The sequence below is a fragment of the Sphingomonas sp. SORGH_AS_0870 genome, assembly GCF_031453175.1.
In the GTDB taxonomy this organism is placed as follows: domain Bacteria; phylum Pseudomonadota; class Alphaproteobacteria; order Sphingomonadales; family Sphingomonadaceae; genus Sphingomonas.
Window position 1 is genome coordinate 3842717 of sequence record NZ_JAVIYW010000002.1, and the last position, 21625, is coordinate 3864341.

16 protein-coding genes are annotated in these 21625 nt (G+C 68.5%); 7 read left to right on the top strand and 9 right to left on the bottom strand.

Annotated features, from left to right (window positions below; translation table 11 throughout):
- Window positions 1-127: 127 nt before the first annotated feature.
- Window positions 128-1024, bottom strand: coding sequence for a sugar kinase (locus QE363_RS17880; protein WP_309697451.1), 897 nt, complete (start codon window positions 1022-1024; stop codon window positions 128-130).
- 143 nt (window positions 1025-1167) lie between these two features.
- Here QE363_RS17880 and uxuA point away from each other — a divergent pair, with 143 nt between their 5' ends.
- The 3 genes from uxuA to QE363_RS17895 are packed head-to-tail and all read left to right on the top strand — an operon-like array spanning window position 1168 to window position 5209.
- A complete protein-coding gene (uxuA, locus tag QE363_RS17885; protein ID WP_309697453.1) occupies window positions 1168-2361 on the top strand; it encodes a mannonate dehydratase in 1194 nt (397 codons plus the stop codon).
- Window positions 2358-3770, top strand: a complete 1413-nt coding sequence (gene uxaC / locus QE363_RS17890; RefSeq protein WP_309697455.1) for a glucuronate isomerase — start codon at window positions 2358-2360, stop codon at window positions 3768-3770. The genes uxuA and uxaC overlap by 4 nt, the downstream gene beginning before the upstream one ends.
- Entirely contained in the window at window positions 3767-5209 is a 1443-nt protein-coding gene (locus tag QE363_RS17895) for a mannitol dehydrogenase family protein (RefSeq protein WP_309697457.1), read from the top strand. Before uxaC ends, QE363_RS17895 begins: the two co-directional genes overlap by 4 nt.
- Here the strand turns inward: QE363_RS17895 and QE363_RS17900 are convergent.
- The 5 genes from QE363_RS17900 to QE363_RS17920 form a co-directional block, all read right to left on the bottom strand.
- A complete protein-coding gene (locus QE363_RS17900; protein WP_309697459.1) occupies window positions 5143-6939 on the bottom strand; it encodes a family 43 glycosylhydrolase in 1797 nt (598 codons plus the stop codon). The two genes, QE363_RS17895 and QE363_RS17900, sit on opposite strands and share 67 nt — an antisense overlap.
- Window positions 6936-7616: a DUF6445 family protein gene (locus tag QE363_RS17905; RefSeq protein WP_309697460.1), complete on the bottom strand. Its 681-nt coding sequence runs from the start codon at window positions 7614-7616 to the stop codon at window positions 6936-6938. The genes QE363_RS17900 and QE363_RS17905 overlap by 4 nt, the downstream gene beginning before the upstream one ends.
- A gap of 26 nt (window positions 7617-7642) precedes the next feature.
- Window positions 7643-10648 (bottom strand): TonB-dependent receptor domain-containing protein, encoded by a 3006-nt coding sequence (locus QE363_RS17910; RefSeq protein WP_309697462.1) that lies wholly within the window; start codon window positions 10646-10648, stop codon window positions 7643-7645.
- Between the two features lie 174 nt (window positions 10649-10822).
- The gene (locus QE363_RS17915) at window positions 10823-12373 is read right to left on the bottom strand and encodes a tryptophan 7-halogenase (protein WP_309697464.1); all 1551 of its coding nucleotides are present in this window, start codon (window positions 12371-12373) and stop codon (window positions 10823-10825) included.
- Window positions 12370-13371, bottom strand: coding sequence for a LacI family DNA-binding transcriptional regulator (locus QE363_RS17920; protein WP_309697466.1), 1002 nt, complete (start codon window positions 13369-13371; stop codon window positions 12370-12372). The genes QE363_RS17915 and QE363_RS17920 overlap by 4 nt, the downstream gene beginning before the upstream one ends.
- Window positions 13372-13548: 177 nt before the next feature.
- Between QE363_RS17920 and QE363_RS17925 the strand changes: the two genes are divergently transcribed.
- The gene (locus tag QE363_RS17925; RefSeq protein ID WP_307100883.1) at window positions 13549-15837 is read left to right on the top strand and encodes a glycoside hydrolase family 3 N-terminal domain-containing protein; all 2289 of its coding nucleotides are present in this window, start codon (window positions 13549-13551) and stop codon (window positions 15835-15837) included.
- Between the two features lie 128 nt (window positions 15838-15965).
- Entirely contained in the window at window positions 15966-17150 is a 1185-nt protein-coding gene (locus tag QE363_RS17930; protein ID WP_309697469.1) for a DUF2252 family protein, read from the top strand.
- Here QE363_RS17930 and QE363_RS17935 read toward each other — a convergent pair.
- On the bottom strand, window positions 17132-17806 hold the full coding sequence (locus QE363_RS17935) for a DUF2076 domain-containing protein (protein ID WP_309697471.1): 675 nt from the start codon (window positions 17804-17806) through the stop codon (window positions 17132-17134). The two genes, QE363_RS17930 and QE363_RS17935, sit on opposite strands and share 19 nt — an antisense overlap.
- 182 nt (window positions 17807-17988) lie before the next feature.
- Between QE363_RS17935 and QE363_RS17940 the strand changes: the two genes are divergently transcribed.
- Window positions 17989-18474, top strand: a complete 486-nt coding sequence (locus QE363_RS17940; protein ID WP_309697473.1) for a hypothetical protein — start codon at window positions 17989-17991, stop codon at window positions 18472-18474.
- Window positions 18471-19406, top strand: coding sequence for an SMP-30/gluconolactonase/LRE family protein (locus QE363_RS17945; RefSeq protein ID WP_309697475.1), 936 nt, complete (start codon window positions 18471-18473; stop codon window positions 19404-19406). Before QE363_RS17940 ends, QE363_RS17945 begins: the two co-directional genes overlap by 4 nt.
- A gap of 101 nt (window positions 19407-19507) precedes the next feature.
- On the opposite strand, the gene QE363_RS17950 is transcribed toward QE363_RS17945, so the two are convergent.
- Complete coding sequence (locus QE363_RS17950; RefSeq protein ID WP_309697477.1) at window positions 19508-21013, bottom strand: FAD-dependent oxidoreductase; 1506 nt, start codon at window positions 21011-21013, stop codon at window positions 19508-19510.
- 31 nt (window positions 21014-21044) lie between these two features.
- The gene (locus tag QE363_RS17955; protein ID WP_309697479.1) at window positions 21045-21614 is read right to left on the bottom strand and encodes a DNA starvation/stationary phase protection protein; all 570 of its coding nucleotides are present in this window, start codon (window positions 21612-21614) and stop codon (window positions 21045-21047) included.
- Window positions 21615-21625: the final 11 nt, after the last annotated feature.

The following is a 21625-nucleotide window of genomic DNA, read 5'->3' on the forward strand; positions in this document are numbered from 1 at the left end:
GGCTGGGGCCTTTGGCGCGGGAAGGGAATGCGCCGCCAGAGATCCCAGCCTGCGCTGGGATGACGGTGGGGATGGCCGCCATTTGGCACGCTCCACCCCCGACCAGGGTCCGACCAGCCCGAAGCCGTCAGCCCGGCATGTCGGCATCGCGCGGCGGGATCGCGCCGGGCCGCATCACCGTCCATCCCGCCAGCCGGTGCCCGCACAGCGCCGCCTCGGCCGGGGCCAGCCCGTCGAGCCGCGCGGCCAGATACCCGGCATTGAACGCATCGCCCGCGCCGCTGGTATCGCGCGGCGACAGCCGTTCGGGCGGCGGCACCAGCCCGCTCGCCAGCAGGCACCCCTCTGCCCCCAGCTTGACCACGACCTCGCGCGCGCCCAGCCCCTGCCAGCGCGCCTGCACCGCCTCGGCCGAGCTCGTGCCCTCCAGCATCGTCTCGTCCTCCAGCGTCGGCAGGCCGATGTCGCACACCGCGATCGCGCGGCGGCACGCAGCCTGCGCGGTCGGCTGGTCGGGGAACAGCCGGGGGCGGTAATTGCCGTCGAACGCCACCCGGCCACCCCGCGCGCGCACCCGCTCGGCCAGCGCGATCAGCCGGTCCTGCCCCTCAGGCTCGAGGATCGCCATGGTGATGAGCGAAAAGAGCAGCAGGTCCGCCCCTTCCGCCTCGGCCAGCACCTTGTCGCTGCCCGGCAGCGACAAGGTGCGCCGCGCTGCGCTCTGCCCGCGCCAATAGGCAAAGCTCCGCTCGCCCGCTGCGTCGGTGGTGATCGCATACAGGCCCGGCATCCGCGTCGGATCGCTCTGGATCAGCGAGGTGTCGACCCCCTCGCCCGCCCAGTCGTGGCGCAGCGTCGCGCTGAACGGATCGTCGCCCAGCGCGGTGACGTACCGCACGTCGCGCCCCATGCGCGCCAGATGGATCGCGGTGTTCAGCGTGTCGCCGCCATGGCCCAGCCGCCAGTCCTGCGCGCCGGCGCGCGACAGCTCGATCATTCCTTCCCCGACCACGACGATCCGCATGAAGCTTCCTCTCCTCTTTTATGCCCTACCGGTCTTGAAAGACTGGCAAGGCCAATTCTACAAAACTGGTCTATCAGAATCATTGCTGCTACCGCATCACCCAAAGCAGCTTGATGTCCGCTGGAGAGGATGGCGACATGTTCATGACCCAGACAATGCGGTGGTTCGGCCCGGCCGACCCCGTACCCTTGTCCCATATCCGCCAGGCGGGCGCCACCGAAGTGGTAACCGCGCTGCACGAAATCCCCAATGGAGAGGTCTGGCCGCGCGCCGCCATCGCTGAGCGGCGGCACATGATCGAGGCCGCCGGACTGGGCTGGACCGTGGTCGAGAGCCTGCCGGTCCACGACGCGATCAAGCGCGGCGAGATGACCGATGCGCTGATCCAGGCTTATGGCGACAGCCTGCGCCATCTGGCGGCGGAGGGGGTGCGTACCGTCACCTATAATTTCATGCCGCTGCTCGACTGGACCCGGACCGATCTCGACTGGCGGTTGCCCGATGGCGCGACCGCCTTGCGCTTCGAATGGGCGGCGGTGGCGGCCTATGACATCCATATGCTGCGCCGACCGGGGGCGGAGGCCGATTATTCGCCCCAGGTCCGCGCCGCCGCCGCCGCGCGGTTCGAGGGCATGAGCGCGGAGGAGCGCCACCGGCTCGAGCGCACGATCATCGCCGGATTGCCGGGCAGCGAGGAGAGCTTCGACTCGCCCGCCTTCCTGCGCGCGATCGACAGCTATGCCGGGATCGACGCCGAACGACTGCGAGCCAATCATGTCGCCTTTCTGCGCGCGGTCTGCCCGATCGCCGAAGAGGTCGGCATCACCCTGGTCGTCCATCCCGACGATCCCCCCTTCCCCATTTTCGGCCTGCCGCGCGTGGTCAGCACCGCGGACGATCTCGCCCGGCTGTTTGCCGCCGTCCCCTCGCCTGCCAACGGGCTGTGCTTCTGCACGGGGTCGTTCGGCGCGCGGCCCGACAACGACCTGCCCGCCATGGTCCGCCGCTTCGGCGAGCGGATCGACTTCCTCCATCTGCGCGCGGTCGCCTGGGAAGCGGGCGACCGCAATTTTCACGAGGCCGAGCATCTGGGCGGCGATGCCCGCATGATCGAAGTCGTGCGCGCGGTGGTGGAGCTGTCGCACGACCAGGGCCGCGCCATCGCAATGCGCCCCGATCACGGCCACCGGATGATGGACGACCTTCATCGCCAGGCCAATCCGGGCTATTCGCTGCTGGGCCGGATGCGCGGACTGGCGGAGCTGCGCGGGGCGGAGAGAGGAATTGCCGCGATGCTGGGCCTGACCCGAGACTCCGTGCAGGAGATGGCGGCATGACCCGCCCGCTGCATCTTCATCCCGACCGGCTGTTCCCCGCCGACCCGACCATTCGCGGCATCGCGCGCACCCTGTACGCCGAGGTCGCCGACCTGCCGATCGTCAGCCCGCACGGCCATACCGATCCGCGCTGGTTCGCGACCGATGCACCCTGGCGCGATGCGACCGAGCTGTTGCTGGCGCCCGATCACTATATCTTCCGGATGCTCTACAGCCAGGGGATCGCGCTCGACGATCTGGCCATCCCCAGCAAGGCGGGACGCCCCGCCACCGATCCCCGTGCGGCCTGGGCGCTGTTCGCCAGCCATTACCATCTGTTCCGCGGCACGCCGTCGCGCATGTGGCTCGACCATGTCTTTGCCGAGGTGTTCGGCATGCCGGTCGCACTCGAGGCGGCGACGGCCGACCTGTATTTCGACACGATCGGCGAAAAGCTGGCGACCGACGCCTTCCGCCCGCGCGCGCTGTTCGAGCGGTTCCGGATCGACTGCCTCGCCACCACCGAAGGAGCCGACGATGCGCTGCCGCATCACCGCGCGATCCGCGAATCGGGGTGGCAGGGGCGGGTCATCACCACCTATCGTCCCGACAGCGTGATCGATGTCGAGCATGAGCAGTTTGCGGGCGCGATGCAGCGCTTCGCCGAGCTGACCGGCGAGGACGTGCATAGCTGGTCGGGCTATCTGGCCGCCCATGCCAAGCGCCGCGCGGCGTTCCGCGATATGGGCGCGACCGCGACCGATCATGGCCATCCCACTGCCGCGACCGCCAACCTGTCGACGGCGGCGTGCGAGGCGCTGTTCGCGCGGATCGTCGGCGGCACCTGGACCCCGGCCGATGCCGAGCTGTTCCGCGCGCAGATGCTGACCGAGATGGCGAAGATGAGCGTCGCCGACGGCATGGTGATGCAGATCCATCCCGGCTCGTTCCGCAACCACAATGCCGCGCTGTTCGCCAGCCATGGTCGCGACAAGGGCGCCGACCTGCCGATGCGCACCGATTATGTCCATGCGCTCAAGCCCATGCTCGACGTGGTCGGCAACGAACGCGACCTGACCATCATCCTCTTCACGCTGGACGAAAGCGTCTATGCGCGCGAACTGGCGCCGCTGGCGGGCCATTATCCCTGCCTGAAGCTGGGCCCCGCCTGGTGGTTCCACGACAGCCCCGAGGGGATGCGCCGGTTCCGCGAGATGACGACCGAGACGGCGGGTTTCTACAACACGGTCGGGTTCAACGACGACACCCGCGCCTTCCTGTCGATCCCGGCGCGGCACGACGTCGCGCGGCGCGTCGATTGCGGCTTCCTGGCGCGGCTGGTCGCCGAGCACCGGCTGGAAGAGGATGAAGCGGTGGAACTGGCCCATGCGCTGACCAGCGGTCTCGTGCGATCGGCGTACCGGCTGTGAGCACGCCCCGGTTGAATGCCACGCAGGTCGCCGCCTTGCCCCAGGCGGTCGCGCGCCCCGGCTATGACCGCGATGCGCAGAGGATCGGCATCGTCCATCTGGGGCTGGGCGCGTTCCACCGGGCGCATCAGGCGGTCTATACCGACGATGCCATGGCGGCGGGGGATCGCGACTGGGCGATCGCCAGCGCCTCGCTGCGCTCCTCGGGGGTATGCGATGCGCTCGCCCCGCAGGACGGGCTCTATACCGTCACCGATCGCTCGGCGGAGGGCGAGGCCGTCCGCCTGATCGGCGCGGTGCGGGAGGTCAGCGCGGTCGCGAAGGAGCCCACCCGGCTGGCCGCGCTGCTCGCCGCCGCCGATACACGGGTGGTGACGCTGACCGTGACCGAAAAGGGCTATTGGCGGCGGCCCGGCGGCGGCACCGACCTGTCGGGCATCGCGGCGGACGGCAACAGCATCTACCACCATCTGGCCCGCGCGGTGACGGCGCGGCACGCGGGCGGACTGGGTCCGCTGACGCTGGTCAGTTGCGACAATCTGCCCGACAATGGCCGGGTGCTGCATGGCGGCGTGGCGGCTTTTCTCGATCATCAGGGACTGGCGGCCGAGCGCGACTGGTTCGAGCGCGAATGGCGCGCGCCCAACACCATGGTCGACCGCATCGTCCCCGCCGTGACCGACGCCGATCTCGACCGGGTCGAGGCGATGCTGGGCCTGCGCGACGCGGCGGCCGTTATCACCGAACCCTATCGCCAATGGGTGATCGAGGATGATTTCGCCGCCGACCGGCCGCGCTGGGATGCAGGCGGTGCGACCTTCGTCGCGGATGTCGCGCCCTATGAGACCGCCAAGCTGCGGATGCTCAACGGCGCGCATTCGGCGCTGGCCTATCTCGGGCTGGAGCGGGGGCATGACTATGTCCATCAGGCGATCGCCGATCCCCTCATTCGCCCGCTGGTCGAGACGCTGATGCGGGCCGAAGCGGCGACCGGCTTCACCCCGGCCCGGGGGCAGGATCTGGATGCCTATGCCGATGCGCTGCTGGCGCGCTTCGCCAATCCGTCGCTGGCGCATCGCCTGTCGCAGATCGCGAGCGACGGGTCGCAAAAGGTCGGGCCGCGCTGGCTCGGCTCGCTGGCGGATCATGCGCGGCGGGGCACCGACATGCCCGCAACGCTCGCCGCGCTGGGGGCGTGGCTGCGCTTCATCCGGCGCGAGCATCCCGCCTCCCCCGATCCGCGCTCGGCCGAACTGGCGGCCTTGTGGCAGAGCGCGGGCGAGGCGGGGCTGATCGACGCGCTGTTCGGCGAGCGCGGCCTGCTGGCGAGCGACTGGCATCCGTCCGCGTCGCAGCGGGCGGTGCTGGCGCGTCACATCGGCGCGACCGCGCTGAGCGGGGACACGCCGTTTTCGTCGAACGCCTCGACCGCGACATAATAAGGCTGGCCGCTGGTCAGCGCACGCAAGGGGAGCGTGGCGGCCTCGCCGCCCGCGACCCGGTCCGCGAACAGCTGATAGGTCAGGTATAGCCGGTCGGGCCGGATGCCCCAGCGGACATTATAGCCGACCGCGCCCGGCACCCGCCGCCAGCGGATCGTCGCATCGCGGCTGTCCGCCTCGCGCCTGGCCTCGACCAGCACGGGCGCGGCGGGCACGGGCCCGTCGGCGCGGCCGAATACCCGCAGGTCGCTGATCGCCAGATGCGCGCCGCCGATATGGCCGTGGACATAGCGGACATAGCGGGTGCGCACGGCCGCAGGGAGCGCGAAATAGGCGTTCGGCCGGTCGCGGCGCGGCGCCTCGGTCCGGGCGAGCGGGTGCCAATGGCGGCCGTCGCGCGAATGCTCCAGCCGGAATTCGGTATAGATGTCGGGCGCATCGCCGAAGCGCCCTGCCTGGTAATCGGCGAAATTGACCTGCACCGCGCGCACCGTCTTCACCGCGCCCAGATCGACGGTCAGCGTCGCGCCCGCCGCCTTGCTGGGTGACAGCCAGAAGCTGCGGGGATTCTCGTCGGTCGCGTCCCCGGCGGGATGGCCCGCCACCGTCCCGCTCGCCACCACGGGCTTGCGATAGGACAGCAGCATCCATCCGGTGAACAGCGCCTCGGGATCGGTGACGCGGCCGCGCGGCACATAATGCGGGAAGTCGCCGAAGCGGGTCGAGACATGCATCTGGCCATCGGCCTCGAACGCGGCGGGCCATAGCCCGATGCGCCGCTCGAACGTCCAGTTATAGCCGATCCATGGCGTGCCGGTGTTCCACCAATTGCCATGCGCGTCCTGGAAGCTGTTGCCATGCCCCGCCCCCTGGACGAAGCCGCCGGGCTTGTACCCGACCGGGTTGTAGGGCGCATAGGTGAACGGCCCCATCGGCGACGTCCCGACATAGGTGCCGGTGGCATAGCTGTTATACTCGGTCCCCGGCGCGCCATATTGCAGATAATATCGCCCGCTCGTCCGGGTCATCCACGCGCCTTCCATATAGGGGGTGATCGGCGTGCCGTCGGGCAGCGTCCCGCTATGATCCTGGCCGAACCGCTCCCAGCCATGATGCGCGGGGTCAAGCCGGATGAAGGCGCGACGCGGCGTGCCATAGACCATCTTCCCATCGGCGAAGCGCACCGGCGCGCCATAGATCGGAAAGACGTTGGACGAGTTCCAATAGAGATACCAACGCCTGTCCTCGTCCTGGAACAGGTCGGGGTCCCAGGGGCCGGGGGGCACCTGCCCCGGCTTGATGCCATCCTCGAACCCCGATCGCACCGCGCCGGGCAAGGGCGGCATGCGACGGACGAAATAGTCGAGCCTGCCGCTCGCCGGATCGCTGGTCGCATAGATCGCGCCCTGGCCGGTCATCGAGGGCATGATGAGCAACCGCTCCCCGTCCGACCGCACGGCGGGCGCGACGATCCCCTCGGCGGGCCAGCGGCTGGGGGTGACGAAGCGCCAATGGATCAGGTCGGTCGAGCGCCAATAGCCATCGGCCAGCGTCAGGAAGAGATAATAGACCCCCTTGAACCGCACGATCACCGGATCCGCCCCGGTGCGGTAGGAAACGCCCTCGTTCACCTGCTCGAAATTATACCGGTAATCGATGTCGACCGGGTTGGCATATGTCTGAGCGGGGGACTGTATCGCGGCGGCGAGCGCGAGCGACAGGATCATGGTCGCGCCTGCACGAACATATTGGCGGTCAGGCGGCCGATGCGCGGATCGGCGCTGAGCGGCATGTCGGGCGGGATGATCCCCGAATGGAGCAGGCTGCCCTGATAGATGACGACGCGGTCGACCCTGGCCTGGACCATGCCGATCCGTTCATAGGCGGTGTCGCTACCTGCGATATAGCCGGTCTGTGCCGCCCCGACGCGACGCGCGGCGGCAAGGAAATCGTCGCGATTGGCCGCGTCCACCCGCTCGATATTCGTCGCGCGCTGGCGGTAGAAGGCGGTGCCGCTGCCGGGCGTGTCGGACAGATAGTGGAGCACCGCCAGATAGCCCAGATCGGTCGAATCGAAATGCGGCATACGCTGCGCCGGAGACAAAGTGTGGGGCGCGGCGGTGATCATCGAGAAACTGGCCTCGATCCAGTCGAACCGGTCCACCGCGAACGCGCCGCCGATAAAGGGCGCCACCGCTTCGAGCAGCGCGGTGGCATAGCCATGGCCTGCGCCATCGGCCGGTGTCAGGACGCGCCGGACACCGGGATAACCATTGCCCGATGCTGGCGGAAACGGTGCCAGCGCCGCCGCCATGGCGACGATTGCCGGGACATCGCCCATCACGTCGTCGACCACCACGACCGGGCTTTGCGACGCGCCGATGCGAAGGAGGCGGGGCGTCATGACGATACCGCCTCCCCGTGCGTCGGTCAGAACTTGTACCGCGCGCCGACCTGGAAGGAGCGCGGCACGCCGATCGTGTCGTTCTCCCGCTTGGTCGGGTTCACGCCCGACCCGGCACCCCAGGCGGTGTAGGTCCGGTTGACCGAGTCGAACAGGTTGAACGCGGCGAAGTTGACTTCCAGGTCATGCCCCCAGGGCATGTGGAAATTCTTCGAGATGCGCGCATCGACCGAGGCATAGCCGACGATCTGGTCGGGCCAGAACACGCCGCCGAAATTGCCATAGGCGTTCGCATTTTCCGGCGGATTGGCCGGGAAGATCACCTGGCCGAAGGACGGGCCCGAGCTGAAGGTGCCGGTCAGCGAGATCTTGGTGTCCCATGGCCCCTTGGCGATGCCGGTGCCGACGAAGCGCCACTTCTCGACGCCCGCGACATAGTTCCAGCCATAGGCATCGACGCGCGGGCCGTTGTAGAATTCGTCGCCCTGCAATTCCTGCGCGACGTTGCTCTTGGCCTGCTGCACCGTCAGCGTCGCGGTGAAGCCCCATTTGGAGCCCGTCACGAACGGCTTTTCGGCGGTGAAGTAGATGGCGTTATATTCCGCCTTGCCCGCATTCGACCCGATGTTCAGCTTGCCGCTATAGCCGGGCAGGATGCCCGAGGCGGGGAACAGATCCTCGATCCACTGGTCGCCCTGGCTGGTATATTGGCCGCTGGGCAGGCGGTTGCCGCGCACATATTTGAAGATGTTGTGGCTGCGGATGTGGCTGAACGTCACCGAGGTCTGGACGACGCCCAGCCGCTTGCGGAAGCCGAAGTTGAACTGGTCCGAATAGGGCAGCCGGGTGTTGTTGTTGAGCAGCCAGACATCGCCCCCCACCCCGGTCGCGGTCGCCGCCGCGCGCAGCGTATCGACATTCTTGTAGCCGCTGTTCCAGGCCAGCGTCGCGGGCGGCAGCGCGCCGCCATTGCCCGCGCGGATGCTGGCGCAGGTCGGCTGGCCGGGACCGTCGCAGAAGCTGAGCGTGACCGTCTGCTGATAGAGCGCCTTCACCGTCTCGATGCCCGAGGCGATGAACAGCGGCCGGTCGTAATAGCGCCCCGCGCCCGCGAAGAAGATGGTGTCGCGGTCGCCGTTCACGTCATAGGAAATGCCCAGGCGCGGCTGGAACGCCTTCCAATAGGGTTTCCGGTTGCTGCCCGTGGAGATGTAATCCTCCGGATTGATCCCCGCCGCCTGCCAGGGCTGATAATTGCGCAGCGCGTTGGCGATTTCGGCGGGGGTGACGAACTTCTCGTTCTTGGCGTTGGTCTCGTAATCCCAGCGCAGGCCCGCATTGATGGTGATATGGTCGTTGACCGTCCAGTCGTCCTGGATGAACAGGCCAATCTGCGTGTCCTTGGCGGTGGCGGGGCGCACCGGCACGACCGAGATGGCCGCCTGTTGCGGGGTGGAATTCTCGAACGAGGTGAAGGTCGACGGCGTGAAATAATAAGCGCCGTTGCCCAGATTGTCCTCGGAGCGCGACAGGTCGTTCAGCGACACCTTGACGCCCGCCTTCACGACATGGCGATCGCCGAAGAAGGTCACATTGTCCTTGAACGTCCAGGTCTTCTGGTTGTCGATCTGCTCGAACCCGTTGGTGCCGAGCTGCGCCACGGCGGCGCCGGGCTTGCCCAGCACGATCTCGGGGCCGGTGCCGGTGCGCGGCGTGCCGTTGAAGACGCTGTTATAGGCGATCGTCGCCTCGTTCAGCCAATGGTCGCCGCGATGATTCCATTCGAGCTGGTAGAGATCGATCTTCGACTCGAGCAGATGGCCGTGCGAAGGCACCGAGATGCCGCCAAAGTCCGCCAGATTGCTCTCGCGGCGGAAGAAGCCGCTGAAATTGACGGTGTCGGCATTGGACAGGAAAGCGGTCAGCTTGCCGAAATAGAGGCGCTGGCTGAAGTCCTGCGGATAGCTGCCATTATATTGGCTGGCGATCGCCTGCGGCACATTCTGGGTCGGGTCGGCGGAATTGGTCTGGCCGAGCAGCACGGCCGCCGACGGCGATTTCTGGTCGGTCGCCTCGAACGCGCCATAGATGTGCAGCACGTCCTTGATGATCGGGCCGCCCAGATCGGCGCCATATTGCTTGCGGTCGTAATTGCCCTGCTGAAGCTGGCCGTCGATATTGTTGGCATGGCCCGGCCGGTCGAAATATTTGGTGCCGTAGAAGGATTTCGGCTGCCACTCGCCGAACAGCGTACCGTGGTAGGAGGTGCCGCCGGTCTTGGTCACGGCGGTGATGACCGCCGATCCCGCCTGGTCATACTCCGCCTTGAAATTCTGGGTGTCGACCTTGAACTCCTGCACCGCCAGCTGCGGGAAGGGGTTGCCCTGGCTGAAGTTCTGGCCCGCGACGCCGCCGTGATTGACCTGGTTCTTCAGCGACAGGCCGTCGATGAAGACGTTGATATTGTCGGCGCTGATGCCGCCCGCCTGGACCTGGCGATTGCCGCGTCCCGGCGTCACCGCGACGCCCGGTGCGAGCGCCGCGAAGTTCAGGAAGTTGCGGTCGCTCTGCGGCAGGCTTTCGATCTGCTGCTGCGAGACGTTGGTGGAGACCTCGGCGGTGCGCACCTCCTGGGTGCGGCGGCCGGTGACGACGACATCGCCGCTGGCGACGGCCGCGTCGGCCGATCCGGTGGCGGATGCGGCGGCAGGCTCACCGATATCGGCGGTGATGATCTGGCCGACCGGCACCACGACCTCTTCGGGCGGCTGGCCCTGGACCGCGACGCGGTAGGTGCTGGGGCGGATGCCGGGGATGGTATAGTCGCCCGCCGCATTGGTGCGGCCGTTGATGACCTGGCCCGTCGTCAGGTCGGTGATGGTGACCGTCGTCCCGGCCGCCGCGCCCTCGACATGGCCGCGCAGGGTGGAGGTCGCCTGGGCCAGGGCCGGCGCGCTCACGACCAGGGTCGCGGCCATCGCCATCGCCGAGATCCCGCGGACCAGACGCACACGATCGATTCTGGATGCCATTTCAATCCCCTCCATGATCATCCCTTGTGCCCCGTCATGTTCCCCGACAGCCGATGACGCGCATCGACCGCCTGAGCCTTTCAGGACTTGTGTAACCGGTTACTTGGCTGCGTAACCGGTTACAACCATCGTGATCGGGTTCCACCCGATATCGATTTCCCTGTTACGGAAATGTCACAGTCCGGCCGGAAGCGCAGGCGCCCGGCAATGGCGGGCGATGAACGCCTCATGGGTGGGCATGGCCGCCGCGACCTCGGCGATAACCTCCTCGACATCCTTCAGAAAGTCGCTCGCCTGGGCATCGGGGATCATGTCGACCATCGGGTCATGCCGCGCGGCCAGCCCCTGCCCCAGCAGCACCTGCACCCAGCTTTCCTCGCGGAACAGCTCGGCCTTGCCATGCATGAAGAAGCGCGCCGACGAGCGGAACAGCGCGATCCGCTCGGCCAGGCTGTCGGGCACGTCCATATGCTTCAGATATTGCCAGAAGGGCGTGTCCTGGCGATTCGTCACCTTGTAGTGCGCGATGATGAAGTCGCGCACGTCGCGATATTCGAAATCGGTCTGGCGATTATACTCCTCCCGATCGACCGCATGGAAACCGCGCCCCGGAAACAGCGCGATCAGCCGCAGCAGCCCGGTCTGGATCAGATGGATGCTGGTCGATTCCAGCGGCTCCAGGAACCCGCCCGCCAGCCCCAGCGCGACGACATTCTTCTCCCAGGCGCGGATGCGCTTGCCGGGGCGGAAGCGGACCGCGCGCGGATCGCCCAGCGCGGGCGTGTCGAGATGCGCGAGCAGCGTCGCCGCCGCCTCGTCATCCGAGGTGAAGCCGCTGGCATAGACATGGCCGTTGCCGGTGCGGTGCTGGAGCGGGATGCGCCATTGCCACCCGGCGCCGTGCGCGGTCGAGCGGGTATAGGGGGTCAGCGGCCCGCCACCCCGGACGCTCGGCACCGCCAGCGCGCGGTCGCAGAGCAGCCATTGGTTCCAATCCTCATAGCCGACGCCCATCGCCTCGCCGATCAGCAGGGCGCGCATCCCCGAGCAGTCGATGAACAGGTCGCCGTCCACCGTCCGCCCATCGGCCAGCACGACATGGTCGAGAAAGCCGTCGCTGGCGCGCGCCTTGGCCGCGACGATCCGCCCCTCGATCCGCTCCACGCCCGCCGCCTCGGCACGCCCGCGCAGGTAGCGCGCATAGAGCGAGGCATCGAAGTGATAGGCATAGTCGAGGTCCGCCATCGGCGAATAGGGATTGGACGGATCGGGCATGGCGAAGCGGTTCATCCGCGCCGCCAGCGTGTTCAGCGCATAATGGTCGAGATGCTTCGCCCGCCCGCGCGCGGCTTCCTTCAGCCAGAACTGGTGACAATGCAGCCAGTAGAGATCCTGCCCGATCTTGCCGAAGCCATGGATGTAGCTGTGCCCCGGCTCGCGCCAGTTGCGGAACTCGATGCCCAGCTTGAAGGTCGCCTGGGTCGCGCGGACCATCTCATATTCGTCGATCCCGGCCAGGCCGTTGAAGGTGCGGATCGCGGGGATCGTCGCCTCGCCGACGCCGATCGTGCCGATCTCCTCGGACTCGATCAGGCGGATCGTATAGGCCCCCAGGAACAGCCGCGACAGCAGCGCCGCCGTCATCCACCCGGCGGTGCCGCCGCCGACGATGGTGATGGTCCTGATCGGCGCATTGGGATTGGGATCGGGATCGGGATCGGTCATGCCGCCCCCGCCGGGGTGGTCGCGCGGATCACCAGTTCGGTCGCCATGACCTGCGTGTCCGGGGTCAGTCCGCCCCCCTCCAGCGCGTCGATCAGCCGCGCCACCGCGCGCTCGCCCATCCCGGCCAGCGGCGCCCGGACGGTGGTCAGCCCCATATAGCGCGCCAGCGGCACATCGTCGAAGCCGGTGACGGCGACCGCTCCCGGAACATCGACCCCGGCCCCGCGCAACGCGCCGAGCACGCCCAGCGCCATCATGTCGTTCGCCGCGACGATGCCGTCGCACGGCAAGTCCCGCGCCAGCAGCGTCGCCGCCGCCGCCACGCCCGAAGATTCATGGAAATCCCCCTCGATCACCACAGCTTCGACATCCGGGGCCAGGCGCGCCATCGCGGCCAGGAACCCGTCCCGCCGCTCGCTCGCATCGACATTGCCCGCCGGGCCCGAGACATGGACCAGCCTGCGCCGCCCCAGCCCGACCAGATGCGCGACGCTCGCCGCGATCCCGGCGGCATTGTCGACCCGCAGGGCGGCACGGCCCAGGCCGCGATGGGCGTTGACCAGCACCGCGGGCACTTCGGGGGGCAGCGCCTCCGCCAGCGCCTGTGCATCGAGCTGCGGCGCCATGACGATCAGCCCGTCGACCCGCCCGCGCATCGCCCGCACCGCCAGCGCCGCGCGCTCGGCATCGGCGTGCATGTTGGACAGGAGCAGATGATAGCCGCGCGCTGTCACCTCGCGGTCCATGCCGCGCACGATCTCGGAAAAGAATTCGCCGTGCAGATCGGGCAGGACGACGCCGATCGCATGGCTGCGTGACAGCGACAGGCTGCGCGCGCCCGCATGGGGGACATAGCCCAGCGCCTTGGCGGCGGCGAGGACGCGCTCGCGGGTGTCCGGATGGACGCTGCTATGCCCGTTCATCGCCCGCGATACCGAGGCGACCGAGACCGAAGCCTCGCGCGCGACATCGCGGATCGTGGCCGATGACTGCCTCACACCCCTCCCCCAATTCCCGGCGCAGGTCCGGCTCGCTCCATCCCTCACATCGTATCTTGTGCGACGTGTCCAGCCTGTGTAACCGGTTACAAAAGAGCGTCAATGCGAAAGTCGACAGGCGCATGCCGAAGCCCGAAGGGCCACGAGCATCCGCCATATCCTAGGGGAGAATCGCCAATGTCCGACACCAGAATCTCGCGGCGTGCAGCGCTGCTCGGCGCAGGCGCGGTGGCGGCCTGGGCGGCCAGCCCGGCGCGCGCGCTGCTCGCGCAAGGCGACGGCGTCGCGCTGCCCGCCTCGGTCGAGGCGATCCTGGCACGCATGACGCTGGAGGAGAAGGCGGGGCAGCTCCAGCTGAACGCGGCGGCCTGGGGCGGCGGCGTCGCCACCGCGCTGAACCCGCCGTCGAACGGCCCCAGCTTCGAGGGGCAGCTGGCCGATGCGGTCGCGGGCAAGCTGACCGGCGTGTTCAACGGCAATGGCGCGGAAATGGCGCGGCGGATGCAGGGCGCGGTGATGCGCAATTCGCGGCTCAAGATCCCGCTGATCTTCGCCGCCGACGTGATCCATGGCCACCGCACCATCTTTCCGGTGCCCGTCGCCGAGGCGGCCAGCTTCGAGCCCGACCTGGCCATGCGGACCGCGCGGATGGCCGCGTTCGAGGCGGCGGCGGCGGGCATCGACTGGACCTTCTTCCCGATGGTCGACATCGCGCGCGACCAGCGCTGGGGCCGCACCATGGAGGGCGCGGGCGAGGACGTGCTGCTCGGCAACCTGTTCGCCGCCGCGCGCGTGAAGGGCTTCCAGGGCAAGAGCCTGTCCGCCGACGATGCGGTCATGGCCTGCATCAAGCATTTCGCGGCGTATGGCGCAGGCGAGAGCGGGCTCGACTATAATATCGTCGACCTGTCCGAACGCACGCTGCGCGAGGTCTATCTGCCGCCCTACAAGGCGGGGTTCGATGCGGGCGCGATGAGCGGCATGGCCTCGTTCAACGAGATCGACGGCATCCCCTCGACCGGCAATCCCTGGCTGATGAAGCAGGTCCTGCGCGACGAGTGGAAATTCCCCGGCATCATCGTGTCCGACTATACCGGCGACGAGGAGATGATCGCGGCGGGCTTCGCCAAGGACGGCAAGGACGCCGCGCGCCTCGCCTTCCTGGCAGGCGTCGACATGAGCATGCAGTCCAACCTCTATGCGCTGTACCTGCCCGAGCTGGTGCGCGAGGGCGCGGTGCCGCAGGAGGTGCTCGACCGCTCGGTCCGCCGCGTGCTGGCGGTCAAGCAGATGCTGGGGCTGTTCGACGATCCCTTCCGCCGGATCGACCGCAAGCGCGAAACCGCGCGGTCGCGCACCAAGGCGGCCCTCGCCCTGTCGCGCGAGGCGGCGCAGAAGGCGATGGTGCTGCTGAAGAACGACGGCGACCTGCTGCCGCTCGACCCCAATCGCCGGATCGCGCTGATCGGTCCCTTTGCCAGCGGCCAGCACGACCTGAACGGGCCCTGGGTCGTTTACGGCGACAACAATCAGGCGATCGACCTGGTGACCGGCCTGCGCGATGCGGGCGCGAAGAACGTGACGGTGACGCACGGCTCGGGCGTCGAGCAGGCGCTGCCCGGCGGGATCGAGGCGGCGGTCGCGGCGGCGCAAGCGGCCGACGTGGTCGTGCTGGCGATCGGCGAGAGCGAGGTCATGTCGGGCGAGGCGCAGTCGCGCACCTCGATCACCGTGCCCGCGCCGCAGATGGCATTGGCGGAGGCGGTCGCCCAGGCGGTGAAACCGTCCGGCAAGCCCATCGTCGTCCTGCTCAAGAACGGGCGCGGCCTTGCGCTGGAGGGCGCGGTGAAGGACGCGCCCGCGATCCTCGTCACCTGGTTCCTCGGCTCCGAGACCGGCCATGCCATTGCCGACATCCTGTTCGGCAAGGTCGGGCCGTCGGGCCGCCTGCCGCTGAGCTTTCCGCACGAAAGCGGGCAGGAACCCTATTATTACGCGCACAAGGCCACCGGCCGTCCTGCGCCGGAGGGGCCGCGCGTCCCCTACAAGACCCAGTGGCGCACCGCGCCCAACGCGGCGCTCTATCCGTTCGGTCATGGCCTGACCTATGGCAAGGTCTCCTACGGCGCGGCGCAGGTGCCCGCCAGCCTGCCCTGGGACGGGCGGATCACGGTGTCCGCCACCGTCACCAATGGCGGCACCCGCCCCTGCGAGGAAGTGGTCCAGCTCTATATCCGCGACCGCGTGGCCAGCATCACCCGGCCGGTGCGCGAGATGAAGGCGTTCCGCAAGGTCGCGCTCGCCCCCGGCCAGAGCGAGGTCGTGAGCTTCACGCTGACCCGTCCCCAGTTGGAGTTCCTGGGCCGGGACCTGCGCCCCACGGTCGAGCCCGGCACCTTCGACGTGTGGATCGCCCCCTCCGCGCAGGACGAGGGCGCGCATGGGACCTTCGACCTGATCCGCTGACCGACACGGCGGGGCATGATGCGGGACAGGCGTCGCCCGCCGCCTGCCCCGCCCGCCAGCAACATTTTGTTACTTTCGGCGACGGGCGGCGTTTGAAGAGCATCCCTCCTGTCAGGTGCCCCCGATCGATGCCCCTTCCCGCCGAACGCCACGCCATCCTCGACCATCGCCGCACGCTGAAAATGGCGCGTTCCGCCCATGCCTATGTGCGGGGCAACACCACGAAATTCTATGAATGGCTGGCGGCGTCGCCGGTCGCGGCGCGGGTGCCGCAAGGGCCCGCCATCTGGATCTGCGGCGATTGTCATCTGGGCAATCTGGGGCCGCTGGCAAACGGCGCGGGACAGGTGGAGATCCAGATCCGCGATCTCGACCAGGCGGTGATCGGCAATCCGGCGCACGACCTGATAAGGCTGGGGCTGTCGCTCGCCACGGCGGCGCGGGGATCGGACCTGCCGGGCGTCGTGACGATGCGGATGCTGGAGGAGATGGTCGACGGCTATGCCGCCGCGATCCGCGACCCCGGCGGCGATCCCGGCGACGAATCGGATGTGGTGCGCAGCGTCGAGCGCGCCGCGCTGGGCCGCCGCTGGCGCCACCTCGCCCGGGAGCGGCTGGACGCGGTCGAGCCGCGCATCCCGCTGGGCAAGAAATTCTGGGAACTCGCGCCCGAGGAACGCGACGCGCTGGCGCATCTGTTCGAGGACGAACGCGTCGCCGCGCTGGTGCTGGCGCTGAAGGGCAAGTCGAAGGAGCGCGAGGTGCGGCTGGTCGATGCCGCCTATTGGATGAAGGGGTGCAGCTCGCTGGGGCTGCTGCGCTATGCCGCGATCGTCGGGCTGAAGGGCGGCAAGGGCCAATGGACCTATGCGCTGGTCGACCTGAAGGAAGCGACCGATCCGCTCGCCCCCGCCGCCGCCCGCGCGAAGATGCCGCGCGACAATGCCGAACGCGTCGCCGCCGCCGCCCGCGCGCTGTCACCCCATCTGGGGCAGCGGATGATGCCGGTGCGGATGCTCGACCGCTCGCTGTTCATCCGCGAACTGACGCCGCAGGACCTGAAGCTGGAGGTTGACCAGTTCAGCCAAGGCGAGGCGGTGCGCGCCGCCCGCCATCTCGCCTTCGTCGTGGGCAAGGCGCATGGCCGCCAGCTGGACGATCGGGCCAGGGCCGACTGGCTGGCGACGCTCGACGCCGACCGGGGCGGCGCCGTCGACACGCCCTCCTGGCTGTGGGAGAGCGTCGTGTCGCTCGCGGGGCGGCACGAGGCGGGCTATCTGGACCATTGCCGCCACTATGCGCTCGCCGCCTGAACGACGGCGGACGGAGCCGGTAGGGCCGGTGTCGTCCGCCGGGGCGCGGCGTCAGTAATCGTCCGACGGGTCGAAATCGCCGCCATTGTCCATTCCGCCATCGTCGAAGCGGCGGTCGCCATCGTCCCCGTAATTGTTGATGGTGATATTCTCGGGCTCCGCTCCATGAAGCCCTGACCGCCGCCACCGCCGAACAGGCCGCCGCCGCCCTGATGGCCGAACATGTCCGACAGGCCCGAAAACAGCATCTGGCCGCCGACCACCCCGGCCGCCGTCGTGCCCGCGCTGCGCAGGAAGCTGCCGAGCCCGCCGCCGCCGGAAAAGACGCCCGGTCGCGCCTCGGGCGGGGGCGGCGCATAGCTGTCCTGCGGCCGCGCGCCCCAGGGGCCGCCCGCGCCCTGCGGCAGGAAGCTGCTGCCGGACGGGGCCGGGGCGTATTGCGACTGCTGGCGTTCCAGCTCGGCGATTCGTTGCTGCGCGGCGTGGAGCGACTGGTCGGCGACGATCGCATGCTGGACCAGCAGATAGGCCGCATCCGGATTGGACGACAGCGTGCGGGCGATCATCGCCTCGGCCTCGCCATCCTTGGCGCTGGTCCGCGTGGCGGCCAGCTCATCGAGGAAACGGGTGAGAAGGGTGCGTTCTTCGGTGTTCATCGGGGCACTCCAGTGATGCGACCGGAACATCGGCTAGGCGTCGGTGGAATCAAGATCGCCGGCGATGGATGACCGATAATTCACCGCGCCGGAACGCGGCGTCCACGATTCGGTTGATCCGGCATCGACGCGATCGGCCTGCCCCGCACGGGTCCGCCGCCGTGCATCGAGGGGAGACGATGATGACCGACCTGCCGAGCCGCGTTCCGCTGGACAATGACGGCAACGATGCCGACCGCCCCCCGGTCCTGCCCTTCCTGAACATGTGGACCGCCATCGACGGCACCAGCCGCATCGACCTGTCGCGGATGACCGGGTTCGGGATGAAGAGCGTCGGGGGCAAGGCATCGCCGCAATGGATGCGCCCCTTTCCCGGCGAGGTCGCCGCGATCAACTTCGCCGTCTTGCCGGTCGGGTGGACCGGCGACTGGCACGAAAGCCCCAGCCCGCAATGGGTCATCCCGCTGCGCGGCCGCTGGTTCATCGAGACGATGGACGGCAACCGGGTCGAGATGGGGCCGGGCGACATCCATTTCGGCCAGGATCAGGACACCACCGATGGCAAGGGCCACCGCTCCGGCCAGATCGGCGACGAGCCCTGTTTCCAGATCATGATCCAGTTCGCGACCTCGCCCGCCGCGCAGACGCGCGATCCGTTCGGCGCATGACGGGCGATCCTCCCCCCTTGCTGACACCCGCGCGCCTGCGTCCGCCGGGACCGCCCGAGCCGACAGAGGCCGACCCGATCCGCATCCACCATGCCGCCGCGCGGGACGTGCTGGGCGAGGCGCGGCTCTTCACCCTCTACGATCAGGCGAGTTGGAGCGAAGGGCCGGTCTGGTGGCCGCGCGCGCAGACACTGGTGTGGAGCGACATTGTCGGCCGCCGGGTGCTCGGCTGGCGCGAGGATGGCGCGGTCGACGTGCTGCTCGACGCGACGCCCTTCATCAATGGCAATGCGGTCGCGGCGGACGGTGGCCTCGTCCATTGCGAGCATGGCCGCCGCGCGATCAGCCGCTCGGACGGCACCGGCATCCCGACGCCGATCGCCACCCAGGCGCAGGGCCAGCGGCTCAACGCGCCCAATGATCTGGCCGTCGCCGATGACGGTTCGATCTGGTTCAGCGACCCGACCTTCGGCTTGGAAAACCCCAAACAAGGCGTGCCCGGCCGGTCCGAGAGCGGGCGCACCGCGATCTGCCGGATCGGCGTGGACGGGGCGGCGGTACGCGTCATCGACATGGCGCAACCCAATGGCCTGGCTTTCTCGCCCGACGGCCGGACCTTCTATGCCTCGCAGACGCCCGAACATGGCGAGGGCGAGGTCGCGATCTTCGCATTCGACCGGCATGGCGAGACCCTGTCGAACCGCAGGTTCTTCGCCCGCGTGCCGCAGGGCATTCCCGATGGCTTCACCGTCGACCGGCGCGGCTGGCTGTGGAGCAGTTCGGAGATCGGTGTCGAGCTGTTCGATGCCGAAGCCCGGCACCTCGCGACCATCCCCACGCCGCACCTCTGCAGCAACTGCGCCTTCGACACCGACGAGCGGCGGCTGTTCGTGACCGGCGGGGAAAGCCTGTGGATGCTGGCGCTGGGGTAGCGCGCGCCGGGGCCAATCCTATTCAACGATGCCTTTCCTTCCCTCGCCCCTCGCAGAGGGGAGAGGGGGGAAGAAGAAGCAATACTGAATGGCGATCCGACTTAGTCGCGCTCCCAGCGATGTTCCTTCTCCAGCGCCAGGCCATCACGCCCGGCAGTCAGCACCGCCCGCTCGCGCCCCTCCTCGGCAAAGGACACCACGAAGTCTCGTCCGGCAACGTCACCGTCGATCGCCCGGTCTTCGGTCGATGCGACATGGCCGACATAGCGCAGGCTCAGGTCGTAATGGCCCGACCAAAAAAACGGCACCTCGGTATATTCCGCTTCGCCCTCGCCCATCAGATGCCGGGCGAGCCATTGGCCCATGCGCTGTGCGACCACCCAATGCTCGACGCGGATCGGATGGCCCAGCCGGGGATCGGGCACGCTGGCGATGTCGCCGATCGCATGGATGGCCGGGTCGGAGGTACGTAGGCAGGCATCGACCTGCACCCCGCCCCCCGCTTCCCTGGCGGCGAGTGTCAGCCCGGCCGCCTCGGCCAGCTCGGTCCGGGGCGTGGCACCGATACCGGCGACCAGCAGATCGCCCTCGACCCGGCTGCCGTCGTCGAGCGTCGCGGCATGCCCGTCCCAGCGCGCGACGCGGCGGTTGAGGTGGAAGGTCACGCCCTTGGACTGGTGAAGATCGCGGATCATCGCGCCGACTTCCGGCCCGGCGGTCTTTTCCAGTGGCAGGTGGGCGTCGGACACCACCGCCACCTCCAGCCCGCGCGCGACCAGTGAGGCCGCGACCTCCAACCCGACATAGCTCGATCCGATGACGATCGCACGCGCCGCGTCTGCCAGCGCGGCAATCAGCCGGTCGGCATCGGCCAGGCCGCGCACGACATGCACATCGTCCCGGTTCGCGCCGTAGAAATCGGGCGGCACGGCGGCCGATCCGGTCGCCAGGACCAGAATGTCATAGGCCACCCGCTCGCCGTCACCGAGTACGACCGCCCCGGCATCGCGGTCGATCCGCGTCACCGCCACCCCGGTCCGCACCGTCACCCCCTCGCCCGGCGGCGGGAGCGCGGTATCGTTGCGCTCCGCCTTGCCCGCCAGATATTGTTTGGAACAGAAGGTGCGATCATAGGGTGCGTCCGGCTCGTCCGAGAGAAGCGTCACCGTCGCATCCGCGCCGTGTCGCGTCAGCATCTCGGCACAGGCATGGCCCGCCCCGCCGCCACCGATGATGACGACCCGGCCGATCCTTCGCCCGGTCTTCGCCGGTGCGGCCTCGACCCGTGGCGCGGGCCCCTCGACCCGGACCCGCCCCTGCTCCTCGACCACCGTAAAGCGGTCGAGCGGGGCAAAGGCAGGCGCGCCCATTGCCTCGCCCGTCTCCACGTCGAAACGGGCATGGTGCCAGGGGCAGCGGATCGTCCCATCGGCGACGATGCCGTCGGCAAGCGGCGCCTTCAAATGGGTGCAGGTGCCCGAGAGTGCGCAGATACGGCCCCGATGGCGGACCAGGACCACGTCCCGTCCGTCCACGACCCCGGCAAGGATCCGCCCTTCCTCCAGATCGGTGGAGGCGATGCCATTCGCCAGATCACGGTCCGCCATCGCCTCACCCTTTTTCCGTCGGTCGTCCGGATCAGTCCGCGCGCTGCAATTCGGTCGCGGCGAGATGCTCGCCGATGAACCAGACCTGCGGCTCGCCGCTGCGGATGATGTCGCTGACCAGCAGGTCGTTGGTGCCGTCGTCGCCCGATTCATCGGCGGTCTTGGCGCCTTCATGCGCCTGTTCCAGAACGATCTTGTGCGCCTCGAGCAGACGCGCGAGCATGGTCGGCACATCCTCGCGGCCACGCGGCGGGCGCGGGATCTTGGTCATCTCGGCCACGTCGTGCGGCGTCGCGATGCTGATACCGCCCAGCGCCTGGATACGTTCGGCGACCATGTCGACCAGTTCGGCCTGCTTCTCATAATGGGTGTCGAGCAGCAGATGCAGTTGATAGAAGGTCGCACCCGACATCTGCCAATGATGCTTCTTGTACAGGTCGCGCAGCATGATCGTGTCGGCCAGCACCTGGTTCAGGATCGACACGCTTTGCTTGCGGGCATTTTCGGACAGGCCGAGCGGCAGGTCTTTCAGCGTGCCGAACGGCTGGATTTCGCGATAGTCGATCTTGTACTGCGGCTGCGCCTGGTCGGTATCGGTCACGATGTCACTCC